At 50.7% G+C, this 21795-nt stretch carries 20 protein-coding genes; 4 read left to right on the top strand and 16 right to left on the bottom strand.

What is annotated here, in order from left to right; genetic code table 11:
* Positions 1-11 precede the first annotated feature (11 nt).
* The 4 genes from BSEL_RS05775 to BSEL_RS05765 are packed head-to-tail and all read right to left on the bottom strand — an operon-like array spanning position 12 to position 3801.
* Positions 12-1685, bottom strand: a complete 1674-nt coding sequence (locus tag BSEL_RS05775; RefSeq protein WP_013172062.1) for an ABC transporter permease — start codon at positions 1683-1685, stop codon at positions 12-14.
* Positions 1685-2434: an extracellular solute-binding protein gene (locus tag BSEL_RS05770; protein ID WP_232970511.1), complete on the bottom strand. Its 750-nt coding sequence runs from the start codon at positions 2432-2434 to the stop codon at positions 1685-1687. The genes BSEL_RS05775 and BSEL_RS05770 overlap by 1 nt, the downstream gene beginning before the upstream one ends.
* A complete protein-coding gene (locus tag BSEL_RS17030) occupies positions 2391-2720 on the bottom strand; it encodes a type 2 periplasmic-binding domain-containing protein (RefSeq protein ID WP_049773628.1) in 330 nt (109 codons plus the stop codon). Before BSEL_RS17030 ends, BSEL_RS05770 begins: the two co-directional genes overlap by 44 nt.
* On the bottom strand, positions 2704-3801 hold the full coding sequence (locus BSEL_RS05765; RefSeq protein ID WP_013172061.1) for an ABC transporter ATP-binding protein: 1098 nt from the start codon (positions 3799-3801) through the stop codon (positions 2704-2706). Before BSEL_RS05765 ends, BSEL_RS17030 begins: the two co-directional genes overlap by 17 nt.
* Before the next feature lie 150 nt (positions 3802-3951).
* Between BSEL_RS05765 and BSEL_RS05760 the strand changes: the two genes are divergently transcribed.
* Positions 3952-4839, top strand: a complete 888-nt coding sequence (locus BSEL_RS05760; protein ID WP_013172060.1) for a LysR family transcriptional regulator — start codon at positions 3952-3954, stop codon at positions 4837-4839.
* Positions 4840-4914: 75 nt separating this feature from the next.
* Here the strand turns inward: BSEL_RS05760 and eno are convergent, their stop codons facing one another.
* The 7 genes from eno to rpoN form a co-directional block, all read right to left on the bottom strand.
* Positions 4915-6201 (bottom strand): phosphopyruvate hydratase, encoded by a 1287-nt coding sequence (gene eno / locus BSEL_RS05755; RefSeq protein ID WP_013172059.1) that lies wholly within the window; start codon positions 6199-6201, stop codon positions 4915-4917.
* 43 nt (positions 6202-6244) lie between these two features.
* Positions 6245-7783, bottom strand: a complete 1539-nt coding sequence (gene gpmI, locus BSEL_RS05750) for a 2,3-bisphosphoglycerate-independent phosphoglycerate mutase (protein ID WP_013172058.1) — start codon at positions 7781-7783, stop codon at positions 6245-6247.
* Complete coding sequence (gene tpiA / locus BSEL_RS05745; protein ID WP_013172057.1) at positions 7776-8534, bottom strand: triose-phosphate isomerase; 759 nt, start codon at positions 8532-8534, stop codon at positions 7776-7778. Before tpiA ends, gpmI begins: the two co-directional genes overlap by 8 nt.
* A 28-nt stretch (positions 8535-8562) precedes the next feature.
* Complete coding sequence (locus tag BSEL_RS05740; RefSeq protein ID WP_013172056.1) at positions 8563-9747, bottom strand: phosphoglycerate kinase; 1185 nt, start codon at positions 9745-9747, stop codon at positions 8563-8565.
* Between the two features lie 109 nt (positions 9748-9856).
* Positions 9857-10864: a type I glyceraldehyde-3-phosphate dehydrogenase gene (gap, locus tag BSEL_RS05735; RefSeq protein WP_013172055.1), complete on the bottom strand. Its 1008-nt coding sequence runs from the start codon at positions 10862-10864 to the stop codon at positions 9857-9859.
* A 123-nt stretch (positions 10865-10987) separates the two neighbouring features.
* Positions 10988-12013 (bottom strand): sugar-binding transcriptional regulator, encoded by a 1026-nt coding sequence (locus BSEL_RS05730; RefSeq protein WP_013172054.1) that lies wholly within the window; start codon positions 12011-12013, stop codon positions 10988-10990.
* Between the two features lie 414 nt (positions 12014-12427).
* Complete coding sequence (rpoN, locus tag BSEL_RS05725; protein WP_013172053.1) at positions 12428-13762, bottom strand: RNA polymerase factor sigma-54; 1335 nt, start codon at positions 13760-13762, stop codon at positions 12428-12430.
* A gap of 263 nt (positions 13763-14025) precedes the next feature.
* Between rpoN and clpP the strand changes: the two genes are divergently transcribed.
* The gene (gene clpP, locus BSEL_RS05720; protein ID WP_013172052.1) at positions 14026-14619 is read left to right on the top strand and encodes an ATP-dependent Clp endopeptidase proteolytic subunit ClpP; all 594 of its coding nucleotides are present in this window, start codon (positions 14026-14028) and stop codon (positions 14617-14619) included.
* Positions 14620-14837: 218 nt separating this feature from the next.
* Here clpP and BSEL_RS05715 read toward each other — a convergent pair whose 3' ends face one another.
* The 5 genes from BSEL_RS05715 to trxB all read right to left on the bottom strand — a co-directional run bounded on the left by BSEL_RS05715 (position 14838) and on the right by trxB (position 19351).
* Positions 14838-15095, bottom strand: coding sequence for an HPr family phosphocarrier protein (locus BSEL_RS05715; protein WP_013172051.1), 258 nt, complete (start codon positions 15093-15095; stop codon positions 14838-14840).
* 86 nt (positions 15096-15181) lie between these two features.
* On the bottom strand, positions 15182-16129 hold the full coding sequence (gene whiA / locus BSEL_RS05710; protein ID WP_013172050.1) for a DNA-binding protein WhiA: 948 nt from the start codon (positions 16127-16129) through the stop codon (positions 15182-15184).
* A 44-nt stretch (positions 16130-16173) separates the two neighbouring features.
* On the bottom strand, positions 16174-17124 hold the full coding sequence (locus BSEL_RS05705; RefSeq protein WP_013172049.1) for a gluconeogenesis factor YvcK family protein: 951 nt from the start codon (positions 17122-17124) through the stop codon (positions 16174-16176).
* Complete coding sequence (rapZ, locus tag BSEL_RS05700; RefSeq protein WP_013172048.1) at positions 17121-18020, bottom strand: RNase adapter RapZ; 900 nt, start codon at positions 18018-18020, stop codon at positions 17121-17123. Before rapZ ends, BSEL_RS05705 begins: the two co-directional genes overlap by 4 nt.
* A gap of 371 nt (positions 18021-18391) precedes the next feature.
* Positions 18392-19351 (bottom strand): thioredoxin-disulfide reductase, encoded by a 960-nt coding sequence (trxB, locus tag BSEL_RS05695; RefSeq protein WP_013172047.1) that lies wholly within the window; start codon positions 19349-19351, stop codon positions 18392-18394.
* A 310-nt stretch (positions 19352-19661) separates the two neighbouring features.
* Here trxB and BSEL_RS05690 point away from each other — a divergent pair, with 310 nt between their 5' ends.
* The gene (locus BSEL_RS05690) at positions 19662-20213 is read left to right on the top strand and encodes a methyltransferase family protein (RefSeq protein WP_013172046.1); all 552 of its coding nucleotides are present in this window, start codon (positions 19662-19664) and stop codon (positions 20211-20213) included.
* 73 nt (positions 20214-20286) lie between these two features.
* The gene (locus tag BSEL_RS05685) at positions 20287-21780 is read left to right on the top strand and encodes a phytoene desaturase family protein (protein ID WP_013172045.1); all 1494 of its coding nucleotides are present in this window, start codon (positions 20287-20289) and stop codon (positions 21778-21780) included.
* Positions 21781-21795: the final 15 nt, after the last annotated feature.

Here is a 21795-nt window from a genome sequence, read left to right as displayed (position 1 = left end):
CAAATCCCTCCTTAACCGGCCCGGTAAGCCTGGGATTTGTCTTTATAATGCTCCACAACGATGAGCACCACGGTCGTCAGTCCGACAGAAACGAGAGCCATCGCCATCCCGATGGCCTGAGAACCCTGTTCAAACTGCGAATAAATAAACGTCGCGGACGTGTGCATATTCGGCGGCCGGAGAATGAGCGAACCGGCAAGTTCACGCATGGAGATCGTAAAGGTCATGATCCAGCCTGCGAGAATCCCTGGTACAATGAGCGGAAGAAGAATCTTCCGCAGCATATACATCCCGCTCGCCCCACTCATCTTCGAGGCCTGAAAGAGACTGTCCCCCATCTGTCCGTATATCGCTTTAATGTTTTGCACGGTAAACGGCAAATAGAGAATCACATACGTCAGAACAAGCATCATCCATGTGTTGTAGATCCCTGCAGGATTCCAGGCCGCGTTCCAGAAAAAGATCAGACCGACAACCACAACGATCCCCGGAACCGTGTTCGGTGCAAGACTCAGAAAATCCATTGCCTTTTCCGGCGCGCGGTTTCGCTTCATGATGAGGATCGCAAACCAGATACCGAGGCTCACACTGATCGTGGCCGCAAGGGCTGCAAGCCAGACGCTGTTCCAGAGCGCTTCACGCCCGCTTCCTGTAAACAGTTCCGTGAAATGACGCAAGGTGAGATTCGACCAGGCAAGGCCGTCACCCTGAATGTTCATAAAGGCCGTGGAGGCGACGGAAAAGTAGGGAACACCGATGGCAAGAAACAAAACGCCCGCAAGGTACAGCCAGGCGAAAACCTGATACTTCCCAAGCGGGTTATACGCCCGGGTCTGCCCTTTTCCTGATACGACCTTCGTGTGACGGCGGCTGATAAACCACTGCTGGATGTACCAGATCGTCATACTGACCCCGAGAAGGACCGTGGAGAGAATCGCTGCAGTCCCGAAATCAAGGGGCCACACCGACGAATACCGGTGAATCTCAGACGTCATCACATAGAAACCAATCCGGTTCCCAAGCGTGACCGGCGTCCCGAATTCGCCGATCGTTTTGACGAAGACGAGCAGCGCCCCCATGCTGTAGCCTGAGAAAAAGAGCGGAGTCACGATGCGCCTGAGACGGTAAGAAAAACTGCCTCCGTGGATCAGCCCCGCCTCTTCAAGACGCCCCCCGATGTTCTCCAGGGTGTTACGCATAATGAGGTAAATAAACGGAAACAGATGCAGGCTCATGACGAGCACCATCCCAAAGTAGGTAAAGAAGTAAGGCGTGATCCCGGCCAAAAACGGAAAGAGCTGTTCGGCGTAACCATTCGGCTGCATGGACAGAATCCAACCCATCGCCCCAATGTACGGCGGAGTCATAAACGGAATAATCAGCACGATGTCAATCCAACGGTGATTCCGAAGCTCGGTTCTTGCCATAAAATAAGCGAGAGGCGCCGCCAAAAGCGAGGCACCCACCACCACACCCATACCAAGAAGCATGGAATTGATGAAAATGACGATATACCGGTCTTCACCAAGAATGGCGAACGCCTGCAGACCGAGCCACTCGCCTTCAGGCATGACGCCGCGAAGCAGCACCATGACAAGGGGAAAGAGAACGAGCACTGCCAAAGCAAGCAGTGCCGCACCCTTGTTCAAACGCTGTATCAGTCTTTCAGAGAAAATCTGCATCATTATCTCACAACCTCTAGGAACTGTTCGAGAATATCCTGTCCGTTCTCTTCAAGAAACGTCCAGTCAAAATCAAGGCTTGGAATGTCATCTGCCTGAGCACGGTTTTCGTGAGCAGGGATATCCGTCCTGATCGGGAGCAGATAGGCTTCTGCGACGATTTCCTGCCCTCTGTCAGAGAGGATAAAATCGATGTAGGCTTCCGCTTCCGGTTTGTTTTCTGAGCTTTCAAGGATAAAGGCCGGACGCGGTGTAATGGTCGTCCCACTCTCCGGGAAGACGATGTCCACCGGTTCTCCTGCATCAATATTGTTGTAGACCATATAGTCAACCCCTGCCATTACAAGGGCATTCGAGCCACTGATGACGCTCTGCAGTGCCGGGTTGTTCGCTCCTTCCATCTGAAGGCCGTTTGCTTCAAGTTGCTCAATCAGCTCCCAGCCTGCGTCCCCTTCCTGCTGGATAAAGGCTGCCACAAAATCACGGGCCGTACCGGACTGTTGCGGGTCAGGAATGGCAATCTGATCTGCATACGCCTCGTCCAGGAGACCGTCCCAGTCAGTCGGCGGCTCATCCACCATATTCGTATTGTAGCTGAGGCCCAGTGCTGCTGCGCTGAATCCGTAAAAATGAAACTCGTCATCATACCAGCCGTCCCGGAGACTGTCCGCGTACTCGGATTCATAGGCATAGGTCAGGCCGTTTTCTTTAAACTCCATGGCCGGGGGGCATACTCGCAAGAGCCACAACATCTGCAATCGGATTCGCTCCTTCTCCTTCAAGACGTCCGAGCACATCACCCGTGGTTCCCTGAAAAATGTCCACTTCAATACCCGTCTCTTCTTCAAAGGCTTCAACGAGTTGTTCTGCCATACCGCCTGGTCCTGATGTATAGAGCGTCAGCTTTCCTGAACCCCCGTCATCATTTCCTGAAGCACTGCCGTTCCCTCCTGAATTTCCTTCATTTTCACCATTTCCACATGCTGCGAGTGTCACCAAAGCCGCTGCGGCCATCCATCCTTTATGCTGTTTCAACATAATCGCTCCCATCCTTTTCGATAATATGAACGCGGTCTGTATCCAAATGAAAGTATACCGTTTCTCCCGGTTTCAACCGTTCTTTCGCATAAGCAAACATCAGTTCATCCGTTCCCTCCACCGTGAAGCTGATCTCATAACGCTCGCCGAGAAAACTTGCGGTGTTGACAGTGCCAGCCATCATGCACTCTGACGGTGTCTGACTCAAAGTAATCTGTTCAGGACGGATGACAACCGTAAGCATCGTCCCGTCCGAGAATTCCGTTGCTTTCTCTTGCGGCACAGGGATCCGGACTCTGTGATTCAGTCTGAGATAATCGATGCCGTTATGACGGGCATGCATGCCCTCAAGAATCGCGCCTTTCCCGACGAAGCGGGCCACGGTCTCATTTTCCGGTTCCCGGTATACCTCTTCCGGGCTCCCGGTCTGCATGATCCGACCCTGATTCATGACGACAATCTGATCGGCCATTGTCATGGCTTCGTGCTGATCGTGTGTGACATAAATCGCCGTCATACCGAGCTTTTTCACGAGTGACTGAAGGAGAATCCGCATCTCGTCACGAAGTGTCGCGTCCAACGCGCTGAGCGGTTCATCCATCAGAATGATCTCCGGATCATTGGCAATCGCTCTCGCAATGGCGACGCGCTGCTGCTGACCACCGGACAGCTGATGAGGATAGCGGGCATGAAAACTGCCGAGCTGCACGTTGTTGAGGGCCTCCATCACTTTGTCCTCCACTTCCGCTTTTCTCCCCCGGGCGCGAAGCCCGTATGCGACGTTTTCGAACACCGTCATATGCGGCCAGAGTGCAAAGTCCTGAAACACCATCCCGATGTTCCTCTTTTGCGGCTGAAGGTTGATCCGTTCATCATGATCAAAGATCTTCCGCTCTGAAAAGCTGATCCTCCCCTGATCGGATTCCTCAAGTCCTCCGATGATTCGGAGAAGCGTCGTTTTCCCGCATCCCGAAGGACCGAGAAGACAGACAAAATCGCCTCCTTTAATGGTCAGATCAATCGGAGTCAATGCCTGCAGGTTTCCAAATGATTTTTCAATGCCTTGTAACGTAATCGACACGAAATCGGCTCCTTTCTGCTTGTTTCTTCTGTATGTCTAACTTTACAAGGAATCAGGCATTCGATGGTTAATCTGAGATAAAAGAATGTTAAACTTAATTAGATATAAACTGAAGTCATTATAGATAAAATCTATACAGAGGTGATCACAATGAACCAGCAGCAGTTTAAGATCCTTATTCGCCTGTCGCAAACCGGCAGCCTCTCACAGATTGCAAGAGAAATGAATCTCAGTCAGCCGACCGTTACCTTTCATCTGAAAAAGCTCACAGAAGCCGCAGGCGTAACCCTCTATCAAAAACGCGGCGATCAGATCCAATTCACGGACGCCGGGAAGATGCTTCTTCAGTATGCCAAGGACATCACGAGCCTTTATGAAGAAGCCGCACGCATCATGAAGGAATACAAAGAGGATAAACGGGGCGAGATCCTGGTTGGTGCGAGTCATGTCCCGGCCAACTATGTCCTTCCCCCGGTGTTTCTTCGCTTCACGGAAGAACACCCTGCGACGAAGCTGTCCGTCCGTGTCGGACCCACCCCTGACATGATCGAGGCCATCAAAGGCAAAAAACTCGACCTCGCCATCGTGTCCTCGTCCCCGATCTATGACCCGGATCTTTTTACAAGGCGGATCACCGATGATCCGGTGAAACTTATCGTCCCTGTCAGCCACCCCCTCGCCAATAAACAGGTAATCACTCTGAGTGACTTGACCGACGTCCCTTTCATTCTTCAGCAAAAAGGGGCCACCCGGGGCGTGATCGATGATTGGATGGCCAAAACCGGAACGGCGCTGCATGTGGCAATGGAACTCTCCAACATGGATGCCGTGCAGAAAATGGTCTCGCTCGGAGCCGGCTGTTCGATTCTTTCCGCCCGCTCGGTCGTCGAACCTGTATCGGACGGGGTCCTGACGACGAAGGCGCTGCCCCATTTCGACAACGACAGATCCATTTCTGTCATGTACCGAAAGGACCGGCCGATATCCGAAAGGATGCAGCGCCTGATTACGCTGATCTTTCAGGAGGCCGCCCTTTAAGAAATTGCGCAGACCAAAAAGGCCCCGTATCCTCCAAAAAGAGAATACGGGGCCTTGATCTTGATCATGCGTTTCTTACTTGTTGTTCAGGTTATAGAATGCAGCTTTTCCTGCATACTGGCCAATGTACTGCAGCTCGTCTTCAATACGGAGAAGCTGGTTGTACTTGGCAACACGGTCCGTACGGGACGGTGCACCTGTCTTGATTTGTCCGGCGTTTGTTGCAACGGCGATATCAGCGATTGTGCTGTCTTCTGTTTCACCGGAACGGTGGGAGATGACGTTTGTGTAACCGGCACGCTTCGCCATTTCGATCGCTTCAAACGTTTCAGAAAGTGTACCGATCTGGTTCACTTTGATCAGGATGGAGTTGCCGATGCCTTCTTGAATACCACGGGAAAGTTTGTCCGTGTTTGTAACGAAGAGGTCGTCACCCACGATTTGCACCTTGTCGCCAAGACGCTCGGTCATGAGCTTGAATCCTTCCCAGTCGTTCTCGTCAAGTCCGTCTTCAATGGAGATGATCGGGTACTTGTCGCAAAGCTCTGCGTAGAAGTCAACCATTTCCTGAGACGTCAGCACACGGCCTTCGCCTTTAAGGTGGTACTTGCCGTCTTCATAGATTTCAGAAGCCGCAGCATCCATGGCAAGCTGAACCTGTTCGCCAGGCTTGTAGCCTGCTTTTTCGATGGCTTCGATGATCGTGGAGAGCGCTTCTTCGTTGGACTTCAGGTTCGGTGCAAAACCGCCTTCGTCACCAACAGCTGTGTTGTAACCTTTGGAAGAGAGAACCTTCTTCAGGTTGTGGAAAATTTCCGCACCCATCTGAAGGGCTTCCGTGAAGCTTTCCGCACCAACCGGCATCACCATGAATTCCTGGATGTCCACGTTGTTGTCTGCGTGCTCACCACCGTTTAAGATATTCATCATCGGTGTTGGCAATGTCTTCGCATTGAATCCGCCAAGATAGACGTACAATGGTAAACCGAGCGCATCCGCCGCTGCACGTGCAGTCGCCATGGATACACCAAGGATCGCGTTGGCACCGAGCTTCGCTTTGTTCGGTGTACCGTCGAGGTCGATCATCAGCTGGTCGATGCCAAGCTGGTCAAGGGCGTCGTAACCGACAAGCTCAGGGGCAATAATTTCATTGACGTTCTCAACAGCCTTTGTAACGCCTTTACCCATCCAAGCGTCGCCGCCGTCACGGAGTTCAACCGCTTCGTATTCACCTGTTGACGCACCACTTGGTACGATCGCGCGGCCAAATGCGCCGCTTTCTGTGTGTACTTCCACCTCTACTGTCGGGTTACCGCGGGAATCCAATACCTGGCGTGCATATACATCTGTAATTACTGTCATAATCTCAAAACACTCCTTTATTTAATATATATTATTCAATACCTTACTTCTTAATAAGAGACTTCCCATCCATCGGAGACGGCTGGGCCACTCCGAGGAGTTCGAGCATCGTCGGCGCCAAATCACCGAGTACGCCGTCTTCACGAAGGGTGATGCCGTCTTTCGTCACGATTACCGGAACCGGGTTCGTCGTATGGGCTGTCATTGGACCGCCCTCTTCATCAACGAGCATATCCGCATTGCCGTGATCTGCCGTGATAATGGCCTCGCCGCCTTTCTCATGAATGAGATCGACGATTTTACCAAGACACTCATCAACGGTTTCCACCGCTTTCACGGTTGGTTCAAGCATGCCTGAATGGCCGACCATATCCGGGTTGGCAAAGTTCAGGATAATCATGTCGTGCTGATCTTTATTGATTTCACTGAGAAGGGCGTCCGTCACTTCATAAGCGCTCATCTCCGGCTTCAGATCATAGGTCGCGACTTTCGGGGAATCAATCAGAACCCGTGTCTCTCCCTTGAATTCCTGTTCCCGGCCACCGCTGAAGAAAAACGTCACATGCGGATATTTTTCCGTCTCAGCAATGCGCAGCTGATTGAGACCTGCATCGGCCACCACTTCACCGAGGACTTTATCAAGACTCGTCGGCGGATAGGCGATATGCGTGTTCACGGCATCGCTGTACTTCGTCAGGGATGCAAAGAACAAATCCCTCGGGAACTTATCACCACGGTCAAAGCCGTCGAACTCATCTGTCGTAAAGACCTGGGACAGCTGAATCGCACGGTCCGGGCGGAAATTGAAGAAAATGACTGCATCGTTATCCTCAAGTGTCGCTACCGGCGTCTTGCCGTCTTCTTTCGTCATGACGGTCGGCAATACGAATTCATCGTGGACGTCCGACGCATAGGACGATTCGAGCGCAGAAAGGGCATCCGGGAACATTTCGCCATCACCGTACACCATGGAACGATAGCTCTTCTCCACACGATCCCAGCGCTTGTCACGGTCCATGGCATAGTATCTGCCCTGAAGGGTGGCAATTTCACCGACACCGAGTTCTTTCATTTTCTCTTCAAGCTGAGCCACATACGTCTTTCCCGTCGTCGGACCAACATCACGGCCATCGAGAAACGCGTGAACGTAAACCTTTTTCAAGTCTTTTTTCTTCGCCATTTCAAGCAGGGCGAACAAATGCTTAATGTGACTGTGAACACCGCCGTCAGAGAGAAGGCCGAACAGGTGAAGGGCGCTGTCCTTGTCTTCGACGTGCTGAATCGCCTGGTTGAAGACGTCGTTTTCAAAGAACGTGCCGTCTTCAATGGCAAGATTGGCTTTCGTCAGACTCTGGTACACGACCCGGCCTGCGCCGATGTTCATGTGCCCGACTTCAGAATTCCCCATTTGACCTTCCGGAAGTCCGACCGCCAGCCCGGAAGCTTTGAGTGTGGCGTGCGGGTACTGATTCCAGTAACGGTCAAAATTCGGGGTATTCGCCTGGGCAACGGCATTCCCTTCGGTTTCGTCCCGAAGGGCATAACCGTCCAGAATAATCAGGGCGCGGGGCTGCTTACTCATTGCCAGCCTCTACGAGCTGAAGATAGGATTCCGCTTCCAGGCTTGCGCCGCCAACCAGGGCGCCATCGATATCAGATTGCTCAAGGAGCTCTTTAATGTTCGCAGGCTTAACGCTGCCGCCGTACTGAATGCGTACCGCATCCGCGACGTCCTGACCGAATTCTCCGGCAATGACTTTACGGATGACGCCGCATGTTTCGTTGGCATCTTCTGAAGTCGCTGTCTTGCCGGTTCCGATCGCCCAGATCGGCTCATAGGCAACGACGGTCTCTTTGACCTGATCTGCCGTGAGTCCTTTCAGGCCTTCTTTCACCTGAAGCGTCACAACGTCAGACGTTTTGTTTGCTTCACGCTCTTCAAGGGTCTCTCCGACACAGACGATTGGTGTCAGACCATGGCTGAAGGCTGCGTGGGTCTTTTTATTCACGGACTCGTCGGTTTCTCCAAAGAGTTCACGGCGCTCGGAGTGACCGAGGACCACATAGGTGACACCGAGGTCATTCAGTGCCATCGGGCTTGTTTCACCCGTGAACGCACCGCTCTCTTCGAAGTACATGTTCTGTGCACCGATCTTAACATCCGTGCCCGCTGCTTCCTGAACGAGGGCATCGAGGTACAGATGCGGGGAGCAGACGACGCTGTCCACTTTGTCCGCGGACGGTACAGCGGTCTTAATCGCCTGCAAAAATTCAACTGCTTCAGACTTCGTTTTATTCATCTTCCAGTTTCCTGCGATAATCGGTTTTCTCATCGTATTCCCTCCTGTTGAATAGTCGGTTTTACTTGTCGTTCAATGCCACGACGCCCGGCAGTTCTTTTCCTTCGATAAATTCAAGGGACGCTCCGCCGCCTGTGGAGATGTGGCTCATTTTGTCGGCAAGGTGGAATTTCTCAACGGCTGCCGCTGAGTCACCGCCGCCGATGACGGAATACGCGTTTTCCGCTTCAGCCAGGGCTTCTGCGACACCTTTTGTACCTGCTGCGAACTTTTCGAATTCGAATACGCCCATTGGCCCGTTCCAGATCACGAGTCTGGATTCACTGATGACCTTACGATACGTCTCGAGTGTTTTTGGTCCGATATCAAGAGACATCTGGTCGGCAGGGATTTTGTCAATGTCGACAGTATCTGCCTCCACATCCGCTCCAAATTCCTTCGCAATCACAGCATCAACCGGCATATAGAAATTCACATTATTCTTTTCTGCTTTTTCCATAAACTGCTTGGCAAGGTCAATCTTATCTTCTTCAAGCAGGGAGGTTCCGATTTCATAGCCCTTCGCCTTGATAAACGTGTAAGCAAGTCCGCCACCGATGATCAGGTTGTCAACCTTGTCCAAGAGGTTGTCAATGACACCGATTTTGTCTTTAACCTTCGCACCACCAATAATGGCTGTGAAAGGACGTTCCGGATTTGCCATGGCTTTGCCCAGTACTTCAAGTTCCTTTTCCATCAAAAGCCCTGCCACTGCCGGTATATGTTTGGCAATGCCTTCAGTGGAAGCATGCGCACGGTGAGCGGCACCGAATGCATCGTTGACGTACACATCAGCCAATGCGGCCATCTGCTTCGCCAGCTCTGCATCGTTTTTCTCTTCACCTGCTTCAAAGCGGACGTTTTCCAGAAGAACAACATCCCCTTCTTCAAGTCCGTTAACGGCTTTTTCAGCGTCGCTTCCGACGACTTCATCCACCTTGTAGACTTCTTTTTGCATCAGATCTGACAGACGCTTGGCAACAGGGTCGAGACGGAGATCTTCCGCAACCTGGCCTTTCGGACGGCCAAGGTGGCTCGCCAGAATCACTTTTGCCCCTTTTTCCACGAGCAGTTCGATCGTTGGGATCGCTGCGCGGATTCGGGTATCGTCGGTTACCTGACCTTCACTCATCGGTACGTTGAAATCTACTCGGCAAAAGACACGTTTTCCTTTAACATCAATGTCGCGAATGGATTGTTTATTCATCAGAACAGTCCTCCTTGATTTGGGTACACTTTTTCAAAAAGAAAAGGAGACAGGACACGTGCCCGCCTCCTTTTGCTTTCAGGCTGATTCTATGCTGGTTATGACCGGCTTACAGGCCTTGCTTCGCCATGTAAACGGCAAGATCCACACAACGTGCAGAGTAACCAGTTTCGTTGTCATACCAAGAGATAACTTTCACCATGTTACCTTCCATTACAAGCGTGGAGAGGGCATCGACAGTGGAAGAGTAGTTGTTGCCGTTATAGTCACGGGAAACAAGCGGCTCTTCGCTGTATCCGAGTACACCTTTCATTTCACCTTCAGAAGCTTCCTTAAACGCTGCGTTTACTTCTTCAGCCGTAACGTCCTTGTCAAGTTCAGCTACGAGGTCAACGAGGGATACGTTTGGTGTAGGAACACGCATTGCACCACCGTTAAGCTTGCCTTTCAGTTCAGGTAGAACAAGGGCAACGGCTTTTGCTGCACCAGTTGTTGTCGGGATGATAGACTCAGCTGCTGCTCGGGCACGACGGTAGTCCTTGTGAGGAAGGTCAAGGATCTGCTGGTCATTCGTGTACGAGTGAACGGTCGTCATCATACCGCGCTTAAGACCAAATTTGTCCTGAAGAACTTTGGCAAATGGCGCCAGGCAGTTCGTTGTGCAAGAAGCGTTTGAAACAACGTGGTGGTTAGCCGGGTCATAGTCTGTGTGGTTAACACCGACAACGATCGTCTTGTCTTCACCGTTAGCCGGTGCAGAGATGATAACCTTCTTCGCGCCTGCTTCAAGGTGTTTTGCAGCTGCTTCACGCTTAGTGAAGATCCCTGTAGATTCGATAACGATCTCAACGCCCAGCTCGCCCCACTTCAAGTTTGCAGGATCTTTTTCAGCTGTGACAATGACTTCTTTACCGTCAACAACAAGGTTGTCACCTTTTGCTTCAACTTTTGCATCGAGCTTACCATGAACAGAGTCATACTGAAGCAGGTGAGCAAGCATATTCGCATCTGTCAGGTCGTTTACTGCAACAACCTCAACTTCCGGATTGTTCAGCGCCTCGCGGAACACCACGCGTCCAATACGTCCAAAACCGTTAATACCAATCTTTGTAGCCATAATAAAATTCCTCCTTTAATATAGTAAAACCAAAGTTTTATATTCAAAGAGTTTCAATGCCTTAACAGGAAACTCTTGAAGTCATACAGTATAACCTATTCTCTTACTTCAAGGATTATAAACTTACAATTTTGTTAAGATTTCTTTTGCTGCGCCCTCATCGGTGACCAGCACCTGATTGGGCCTTCGTTTCATGTAAGCACGAATCGCATTTGCTTTCGTCTTGCCTCCGGCCACAGATACGACTGTCGGGATGTGATCGAGGTCTTCAAGCTGCAGGCCGATCGTCAGTACTTTATGCACGATCTCTCCGTCAGCGTTAAAGTAATACCCGAACGCTTCTGCGACTGCCTTTGTGTCCTTGAGCTTGGCGAGCACTTCCTGACTCGTGTTGCGTCTCTCCGCCATCGCCATCGCTTCACCGATTCCGTGAACAACCATTGTAGAAGAACGGATCAGCTCAAGAATTTCTTTGATCACAGGATCGTAGATCAGAGATTCGTAGGCGTCACGTCCAAGCTGGTCAGGGACGTGGAGAAGCCGGTACTTACCCATCGCTTTTCGTGCCATGGTGGCACAGATCGTATTAGCCTGATTTTCCACCTGTTCACCAAGACCGCCTCTTGCCGGAACGAAGAGGGTTTCTTTCAGGTCTGTATCGGGAATAAGCATATCAGCTACGTTCGCAATGGAACGGCCGCCGGTAACGGCGATGATGTTTCGTTCCGGAAGCAAATGACGCTTCATCACATTAACGGTCGCGCGGCCCATTTCTTTCAGGACCCACGGATATTCGTCACTGTCACCGGGAACGATATGAACGTCTTTGACACCGAGCTTTTCTTTTAACTCTTCTTCCATCGACCGGACGTCAAATACTTCCTTCATAACCACTTCGAGCTGGGCCAGTACATCACTTCCGTCTTCCGTGAGCGTCATGCCCATCGTCTGAAACGCGACGAGCCCCTGCTCTTTCAGAAACGTAACTTCACTTCGGAGAACCCGCTCTGACATTTCAATGTTGGATGCAAGCGAACGTCGACCGATTGGCTGCATCAGTCTGATGTAGCGTAAAATGCGGTATCGTCTGCCCATTACCTCGATTAAGTCCGGGAGCAGCTTCTTTTGTAAATCCAGGACCATGTTCATGCGGCATACTCCTTTATGACGTGGCTTCAGCTTCGGGACAACCTAAGTCCCTTGTAGACGTTTTACGTCCCACTCGGTTCAAAAAAAGAAATCGACCGTCGATTTTCAGCTGATGCAGGAACTCACCTGCACTTCTAATAGTACCAACAGTTGCGCTGTAAATCAAGCACAACATGTGAAATAATCCGTGAAAAATCTGAAAAATCAGTCGCGATGACCGCCGTATCAGCTTCTGCCTTGCATGGACATCGTGACATTTTTTTATTCCCGCAATATGCAAGACAAACCAAACGCCCTCAGGGATCAGAGGGCGTTTTTTCATACTATAGCAATGTTTAACCCCGTTAAAGGATTATAGTATAAGTGCAACTACGGCTTGTCGCCATCGAGGCTTGGCGACAAGCCAAGTTTTCTTTATGTGTACCGTTTTCGTTTTGACGAAGACGGGATCGACAGCTCTTCACGGTATTTGGCTACCGTGCGCCGTGAGACCTGAATCCCTTTTACCTCGAGCAGATCGGCAATCTTCTGATCCGAATAAGGTTTCTTTTTCTCCTCTTCATCGATGAGCCGTTTCAGATACAGCTTCACCTTATCCGCTGAATCATCCCCCTCACCCGTAAATCCGCTTCTGAAAAAGTACTTCAGTTCAAAAAGTCCTTTGGGCGTCTGGGCATATTTTTTCACCGTGGCCCGTGAGACCGTCGACTCATGAACCTCAATCTCTTCGGCGATCGTTTTCAGATTCAGGGGTTTCAGGTAGTCGGCTCCCCGCAAAAAGAAATCTTCCTGATGCCGGACGATTGCCTTCGTGACGTTGAGTATCGTTTCCTGCCGCTGCTGGATGCTTCGTTTGATCCAATGAAACTGTTCTTGTTTTTGTTTCATATATGAAGCAACCTCTGAGCCGCCGCTTTGGAGAAGCTGCTCATACTCCCGATTCATCGTCATCCGCGGCAAATGTCCGTCCGCAAGCTTGACCACCAGCTCATTACCCGTTTTGATCACATGCACATCAGGCGTGATGTACTCGGCAGGGGTGCTGTGAAAGACCGCTCCCGGTTTTGGGTTCAGGGTCTTGAGGAAATCCGACACGACCTCCACATCTTCCACGCCCACATCAAGCGCTTTTGCGATCTTTTGGAACTGTTTGTTGGCAAGCTGATCAAGGTGATCCCGGACAATGGCTTCAGCCAGGGGGTCCCTTGCTTCATGCCCGTTCAGCTGGATCAGGAGACACTCCGTAAGATTCCTCGCTCCTACACCCGGCGGGTCAAGCTGTTGCAACTCGCCCAACGCTTTCGCCACATCCCCCGGCTCTTCACCAAGTTCGCCGGCATAGACGTCAATCTCATGCTCAAGATATCCGTTCTCGTCGAGGCTCAGAGCGAGGTAGTTCATGATATGCCGAATCGCCTCAGGCGCTTCGGACATCCGGATCTGATGCAAAAGGTGATCCCGCAGTCCCTCTTCCGGCTCCCTCAGAAAATCCAGAGCCGTCACATCGGAATCCCCGCTTTTCCCCGAAGGCATGCGCCCGGGTTCAGGCATGTCCACTTCCGCCGTCCGCCTGCGGGCTTCTTCGGTCATCGGCGGATCCGAAATTTCGATGAGGGGGTTTTCGAGCTGTTGCTCATGCAGATAATCCGTGAGGTCCTGAGCGGAGAATTGCAATATCGTAATCGCCTGACGCAGTTCCGTCGTCATGACAAGCTTCATTGACTGTTGCTGATACATCCCGTAATCCAATGTCAGAACCTCCTCTCCGCTTTCATTTCTATCTCTATCACATTATACATGATGATTGCGTATTTTGTGTGCCGGATGCGATGGATTTCACGTTTGAAGGAACAGGATTCAGGTAAAAGGTGAAAATGTGGATCATTTGGTCATTCTTATTTGACCTTCATTGACCTTTAGAGGTAGAATGGGAATCAGAAACAGATCTTTCTGAAGATCTGTGGATACACAACCTGAATAAGAACCAGCCATTTCAAAGGAGGAATTACATTATGAATTTAGTCCCTACGGTAATTGAACAAACGAACCGCGGTGAGCGTGCCTATGATATTTATTCACGCCTCCTGAAAGACCGCATCATTATGCTCGGAACCCCGATCGATGACAACGTGGCCAACTCCATCGTTGCCCAGCTGCTGTTTTTGGCAGCGGATGATCCGGATAAAGACATTTCTCTTTACATTAACAGCCCAGGCGGCTCCATCACTGCGGGTATGGCCATTTATGACACCATGCAGTTTATCAAGCCAAAAGTACAGACCATCTGCATCGGCATGGCCGCTTCCATGGGTGCTTTCCTACTGACGGCAGGTGAGCCCGGCAAGCGTTATGCACTCCCGAACAGTGAAGTCATGATCCACCAGCCGCTTGGTGGTGCACAGGGTCAGGCTTCAGACATTGAGATTCATGCGAAGCGCATCGTCGAAATGAAAGAGAAGCTCAATCAGATTCTCGCTGAGCGTACCGGCCAGGATATTGAACAGATCCGCAAGGACACGGACCGTGACAATTTCCTCAGTGCCGCTCAGGCGAAGGAATACGGCCTCATCGATGAAGTCATGGACAAAACACCGGACACAAAATAATAGCCAGACAAATCAGTGAAACCCTCATGATCGTTGAGGGTTTCTTTTTTCTGTCAGACAGGTTGCCGCACGAATCGGTCAATGAACTGTTGAGCCCCGTCCTCTTATTTTAAACACCTCTGTCATCACTCATTATTGATTGCATCGTGTGTATCCACATCCGGCTTTAACGGCGCCAAAAGAAAAAACACCGGCAAGCTTATGCCGATGTTCAATCCTTAATCTTCCTTTTCCACGAACTGTATCAGCGCATCCATCGCTTCCTGTTCGTCTGCGCCATCCACCTTCAGGATGATGTCCTTATTTGCTGCGACTGCCAGACTCATGATCCCCATGATGCTCTTGGCATTGACATATTTCCCGTCTTTTTCAATGAAAATATCCGATGCGAATCGGTTGGCCTCCTGGACAAACAGCGCGGCGGGGCGTGCCTGGAGTCCTGATTTTCGTTTGACAGTTACGTGTTTTTCGATCATTGGTTCGTCATCCTCTCTCAAAATAGTCTGTTCACTCTGCTTTCATTGCTAAACCGCTTTCACAACGGACGGGAAAAAGACAGGGATTACCGTTGTCCTGACTGCTTTCCCTCTCTGATTTGATTGGCAAATTCCTCTATTTTACGCATGCGGTGGTTAACACCGGATTTACTTACTTTGCCTTCGAGCATCTCACCGAGTTCTTTTAAGGAGATATCCTGATGCTCAATCCTCAGTTTTGCGATTTCCTGGAGCCTCTCGGGCAGCTGATCAAGCCCGACCGTGTTGCGAATCAGAATAATATTTTCAACTTGGCGCATCGCTGCCCCAACGGTTTTGTTCAAGTTTGCTGTTTCACAATTAACGAGTCTGTTCACGGAATTACGCATGTCCTTCATGATCCGGACATCTTCAAACTTCAACAGGGCCTGATGTGCACCCACGACGTTCAGAAATTCACTGATACGTTCGCCCTCTTTTAAATAGAGAACAAATCCTTTTTTCCGTTCGATCATCTTCGCCTTAATCCCGAAATAATCAAGCAGCTGCAACAGCGACTCATTATGCTCCTCGTAAAATGAAAAGATCTCGAGATGGTAGGAGGATGTCTCCGGATGATTCACTGAGCCCCCTGCGAGAAATGCGCCGCGCAGGTACGCCCGTTTGCAACAGTCTTTACGGACAAGTTCCCTGTCTATATGTCTTGTAAACGAAAAAGTGTCATCCACAATCTTTAAATCTTCAAGAAGACCCCTCGCCTCACGTCCGATCCGGACGACGTAGACGTTGTTCTTCTTCAGGCGCATCTTCTTTCTGACGAGAAGTTCCACATGGACCTGATAGACTTTTTTCAAGAGTGTGTAGATCCGTCTCGCAATGGCTGCATTCTCCGTCTGAACATCAAGGGAGACCTGCATGTTTCGGATATGAACGGATCCATTCATCCGGATCATTGCCGCAAGCTCTGCTTTTGCACAGCATTCGTCGGACTCAAGCTGTGTCAGTTCTTTTTTTGTGACCGATGCAAATGACATTGTCTTCTTTCACCTCCATTCGCACCTGTTTCTTCCATTGGTCCTTACATGAGGGACAACAGCCGTTGAGACAGTTTAATCGCATTGTGCCTCAACAGATCGTTATCAAAGGACAACAGTTCATCATCGATCGTCTGGATTGCCAGTTCATCGAGGCGTTCCCGGTCGATTGCCACCGGCTCTGCCCCTTCACTGTAATAGCGCTCCCTGTAAGAGAACGGAATCTCCTGCGTATTCATGATCACGGAGTCCACAACGTTTGCCTGCAGATGATCATGAATGGCCTGAATGTGATCACCCACGCTGTATTCCTCCGTCTCTCCAGGCTGGGTCATAACATTGCAGATATACACCTTTTTGGCGCTCGCATTCATCAGTGCCTCGCGGATACCCGGAACGAGGAGATTCGGGATGATACTCGTATAGAGACTCCCTGGGCCAAGCAGAATCAGATTCGCTTCTTCAAGGGCATGAACGGCTTCCGGACTCGGGACCGGATTCGCCGGATCGAGAAAGACCCGGTCGATCCGTTTCCCCACAAGCGGGATCTTCGATTCGCCGGCACAGGAGCTGCCGTCGATGAAGCGTGCATGCAGGGTTAAGTGCTGATTCGACACCGGAATGACCCGCCCCTTCACATTCAATACCCGGCTCATCTCCTGAACGCCACGGGAGAAATCCCCCATCACGGAACTCATTCCCGCAATAAGCAGATTCCCGAGGGAATGACCGCTCAGACCGTTTCCTTTCTCAAAGCGGTGTTGAAGGAGTTCCTCAAAGAGCGGCTCCACTTCAGATAATGCAACGAGGACATTGCGGATATCCCCGGGCGGCGGAATATTCAGTTCTTCACGAAGACGGCCGGAGCTGCCTCCGTCATCGGCTACGGTAATGATGGCCGAGATGTCAACGGGAAACGTCTTAAGCCCTCTTAAGAGAACCGACAGGCCTGTACCTCCGCCGATCACCGCCACCTTCGCTTTGTCGAGCATCATCCTTCTTTGCGCCCCTTTTCGATGTCCCTGTGAGTCACATACGTCTGATAGGCCTTTTCAATAAAGACTTTATTGAAGTATTCGGCGAGCGTCACTGAGCGGTGTTTCCCGCCGGTACAGCCGATGGCAATCACCAGCTGCTGCTTCCCTTCGCGCTTATAGTGCGGCACCATATACTGAAGCAGATCGTCGAGTTTCTCGATAAACTGCCTCGTCTCGTTCCATTTCAGCACATACTCATAGACCTCTTCATCGAGTCCGGTTTTGGGCCTCATATGATCGATGTAATGCGGATTGGGCAGGAAGCGTACATCAAACACCAGATCCGCATCGATCGGAATGCCGTGTTTGAAGCCGAACGAGAGGAGGTGAATGGAGAAGTTGTCCGTCTGATCACCGGAGAACTGTTCAATGATCCGCTCCCGAAGCTGCAACGGCTTCAAATTCGTCGTATCGATGATCGTCTGAGCCTGACCTTTCATTTCATCGAGCATTTCCCGCTCGGCTTTAATGCCTTCAAGCGGTCCGCCCCCGTCAGCAAGCGGATGATTCCGCCTTGTTTCTTTATAGCGGGACACGAGCTTCTGATCCTCCGCATCGAGAAAGAGGATCCGCGGCGATATCTGAGACTCCGAGGACATGGCGTCAATCGCCTGAAAAAGGTGATCAAAAAACTCTCTCGCCCTCAGATCGATCACGAGCGCCACTTTGTTCATCTTCCCGCCGGAACCTTCCACCAGGTCGATGAACTTCGGCATGAGTGACGGCGGGAGGTTATCCACACAGAAATACCCCATATCTTCAAAACTCTGAACGGCAACGGTCTTCCCTGCCCCGGACATGCCGGTAATGATCACGAGCTCGAGGGATGGCACCTTTGTTTCGGTCGGCTTCATTGGAACATCGCTCCTTTACGGACATCCATCTTCCGTTTATATAACAGTTCTTTCAGACAGTATACTACATCTTTTGGAGTGATACCAATCCTGTACAAAAAAAGAGCACGGACAAATTTGTGTCCGTGCAAAGAAATATAAATAAAAAAGGGGGTCAATTACTACTTTCATCATACCTGCCGACTGTTTCACCTGTGTTACAGAGGCGTTAAGTCCAAGTTACGTTTGATGATACAAGGCTTGAAGTGAATAATCATTCACTGTAACAGGATTTTTATTTTACTGGTACAGTTAATGAAACCGGTTGTCCTCCAACCTGGGATCATACACGGAAGGAAGGGGATGACCTGAAGGCCATCCCCTTTTGTTTCTTATACTTTTTCTGCTGTTGCATTCAGTTCTTCCATCAGGTTCTCGACATAGTGCTGGGCTGTTTGCGCCGCAATACTGCCGTCACCTGTTGCTGTTACAATCTGGCGCAGGTGCTTATCTCGAATATCCCCGGCCGCAAAGATTCCAGGAATGTCGGTCTCCATATTTTCGTTTGTAACCACATAACCGTCCTCGTTTGTAATACCAAGATTCAGGAACGGTTCATTGATCGGATCCATCCCGATGTAGATGAACACGCCGTCGGTCTTGAAGTCTTTTGTGGAACCGTCTTTCGTGCTCTCAAGGGTTACACTGCTGACTTTTCCGCCTTCGCCGTTAATTTCCTTGACGACGTGGTTCCATTCAAATTCGATTTTGTCGTTATCAAATGCGCGGTCCTGAAGAATCTTCTGCGCACGAAGCTGATCGCGCCGGTGCACGATGGTCACTTTGGAGGCAAAGCGTGTCAGATAGACCGCTTCCTCAACGGCGGAATCGCCACCGCCGACGACCACGAGTTCCTTCTCCTTAAAGAACGCACCGTCACATACCGCACAGTAGGATACCCCTCTGCCACCGAGCTCCTGTTCACCAGGAACGTTCAGGTGCTTGTATTTCGCACCGGTTCCGATGATAATCGAACGGGTCTTCACTTCACCATTGCCAAGAACAATCGTCTTATATTCTTTTCCGTCAATGATTTCTTTTACGTCTCCATACTGATACTCGGCACCAAACTTACGGGAGTGCTCGAACATTTTCTGTGAGAGATCCGGACCGAGAATGCTGTCATACCCCGGGTAATTCTCCACGTCTTCCGTGTTCGCCATCTGGCCGCCTGGCATCCCACGCTCGATCATCACCGTATCCAGATTCGCTCTGGACGTATATACAGCAGCCGTCATACCGGCTGGTCCTGCTCCAATAATCACAACATCATAAATTCTTTCTTCGCTCATTTTGAGTCACGCTCCTTTAAGGATTTCCATTCTGTCTCTTCTTCAGCTTATCATAATCGCTCAAACGGGTCCCGTCCAGTAACCTGCTCATGTTGACTGTTTTTATACCCTAATGGGTATACTAACGCATCCGTATCACTTTGTCAACACCTCCGGATCGGTACGCATATGGACCATTCACTGAACGATGGCGCCGCTGATCTTTTTTAATAATTGATCAATAAATGTTATGATTTCCAGATTCGAATTTCCTTTTTACGGGTAATAGACTCCTATCCGTGTCAAAATACAGACGCAGCAGGTGAGGCTCATGATTTGGATCGATATACTTATACTGTTCTTTACCCTGTTGTGGATCGGAGAATTCCTCCGATTTAAAAGCAGGAAAAGTACGGATCAGGACGAAAACCGCTCCTTTCCCGTGATTCTCTTTTCCGTGATCCTCGTCATCGCAACCGGCGTTCTGACAAGAGAGCTCGGGCTTTGGACGGTCACATCCCTTCCGCTCTCAGCGGCGGGTGCCTTTCTCTTCGGGGGCGGGATCCTCCTTCGGTACTGGGGCATCGTCCACCTCGGGAAGCAGTTTACCCGGGACGTTCAGGTTCGCGAAGGGGATACCCTGGTCGGTACAGGACCGTACCGTTTGCTGCGCCACCCGCTCTACACCGGACTCTTTGCCGCTGCCGCAGGATTCAGTCTCTACACTGGCAGTATAGCAGCTTTTCTGCTCGCTTTCATCACCCTTTTGCCTGCGCTGATCAGACGGATGCAGTCCGAGGAACAAACCCTGATCGGTGCATTTGGCAAGACGTATCAGGAATGGATGAAAACCCGCTACCGCTTCATCCCGTTTCTGTATTAGAACGGGCGCGAACCTTTGCAACAATGATTAATATCCAACACAGCTTGACCCAATCCATGGAGGTGCCAACACTATGAACAGCCAAACGAAGAAAGCCATTGTCATCGGAGGAGGTCTCGGCGGACTGTCTGCCGCGATTTCTTTAAAAGGAAAAGGATTTGACGTTGAGATCATCGAAAAAAACGAGACCCTCGGAGGCAAACTGAACCGACGCAGCGGCAAAGGCTTCACCTTTGATACCGGTCCGTCGATTCTCACGATGCCCTGGGTTCTTGAAGAACTCTTTACACGCGTTCACCGAAGAGTCGAGGATTACATGACCATTGAACGCATCGAGCCCCAATGGCGCACCTTCTTTGAAGACGGCACATCCATCGATGTTACCGGCGATCTGCCGGACATGATCAAGGAGATGGGCAAAGTCGCCCCGGATTCCGCAGGCTCATTCGCCCAGTTCTTCACATATTCTGAACAGATGTACCAGCTCTGTATGAAAAGCTTCTATAAGACAAGCATCCCCGGTCTGAATGAATTCAGGAAACTTCATAACTTTAAGGAACTGATGGCGATGGATCCGTTTCATACCGTCGCAGATCATACGAAGAAGCATTTCGACAACAAGTACCTCGAACAGCTCTTTAACTTCTTCGTCATGTACGTCGGAAGTAACCCGTATCAGTCACCGGCCATACTCAATCAGCTCATTTACGTCCAGCTCGGTCTTGGCATTCACTACGTCAAAGGCGGTATGTATGGCATCGCCCAGGGCATGGAGCGTGTCCTTGAGGAACTCAGAGTTCCCGTGAAAACCGGAATGGCCGTCTCTCACATTAAGACCGAAGGCGAAAAAGCGACCGGGGTCGTCACCGAAGACGGCGCGTTCCATGCAGCTGACCTCGTGGTGTCAAACCTTGAAGCGATTCCTGCCTATCAGACCCTTCTCCCGCAAAAGGGTCCGGCGAAAAAAGAAGCAAAGAAGCTGTCCAAAACCTACGAACCGACGGTTTCCGGACTTGTCCTCCTGCTCGGTACAGACCGTACCTTCGACGTGACGAAGCATCACAATTTCTTCTTCTCTGAAGACCCGGAAAAAGAATTCCGGCAGATTTATGAAGAAGGCATTCCTGCCGATGACCCGACGGTCTATATCGGCGTATCATCAAAGTCTGATCCTTCCCAGGCGCCGGACGGCAAAGAAAACCTCTTCGTCCTTACCCACGTCCCGCCAAAGACCCTGGCAAAGAAGGATACGAACTGGGAAGATTACCGGAAAGTCGTCCTCGACAAGCTCGAACGTATGGGGATGACGGGCCTCCGGGAAAGCATCGAGTTTGAATACCGCTTCACGCCTGACGACCTTGAAGAGCTGTATGGCGCAAACGGAGGGTCCATTTACGGGATCGCATCAAACAAAGCAACGAACGGCGGCTTTAAGATCCCAGCACAAAGTAACCTCTACGACAACCTCTTCTTCACCGGCGGAAGCACGCACCCGGGTGGCGGCGTGCCGATGGTCACGTTAAGCGGTCAGCTGACGGCTGATCTGATTGAGAAATCCTTCGCCTGACCCTGTTCACAGTCA

The organism is [Bacillus] selenitireducens MLS10 (genome assembly GCF_000093085.1).
GTDB classification, from domain to species: Bacteria; Bacillota; Bacilli; order Bacillales; family Salisediminibacteriaceae; genus Salisediminibacterium; species Salisediminibacterium selenitireducens.
The sequence above is the reverse complement of the archived record's forward strand: the minus strand, read 5'-3'. Positions and strand labels throughout refer to the sequence as shown.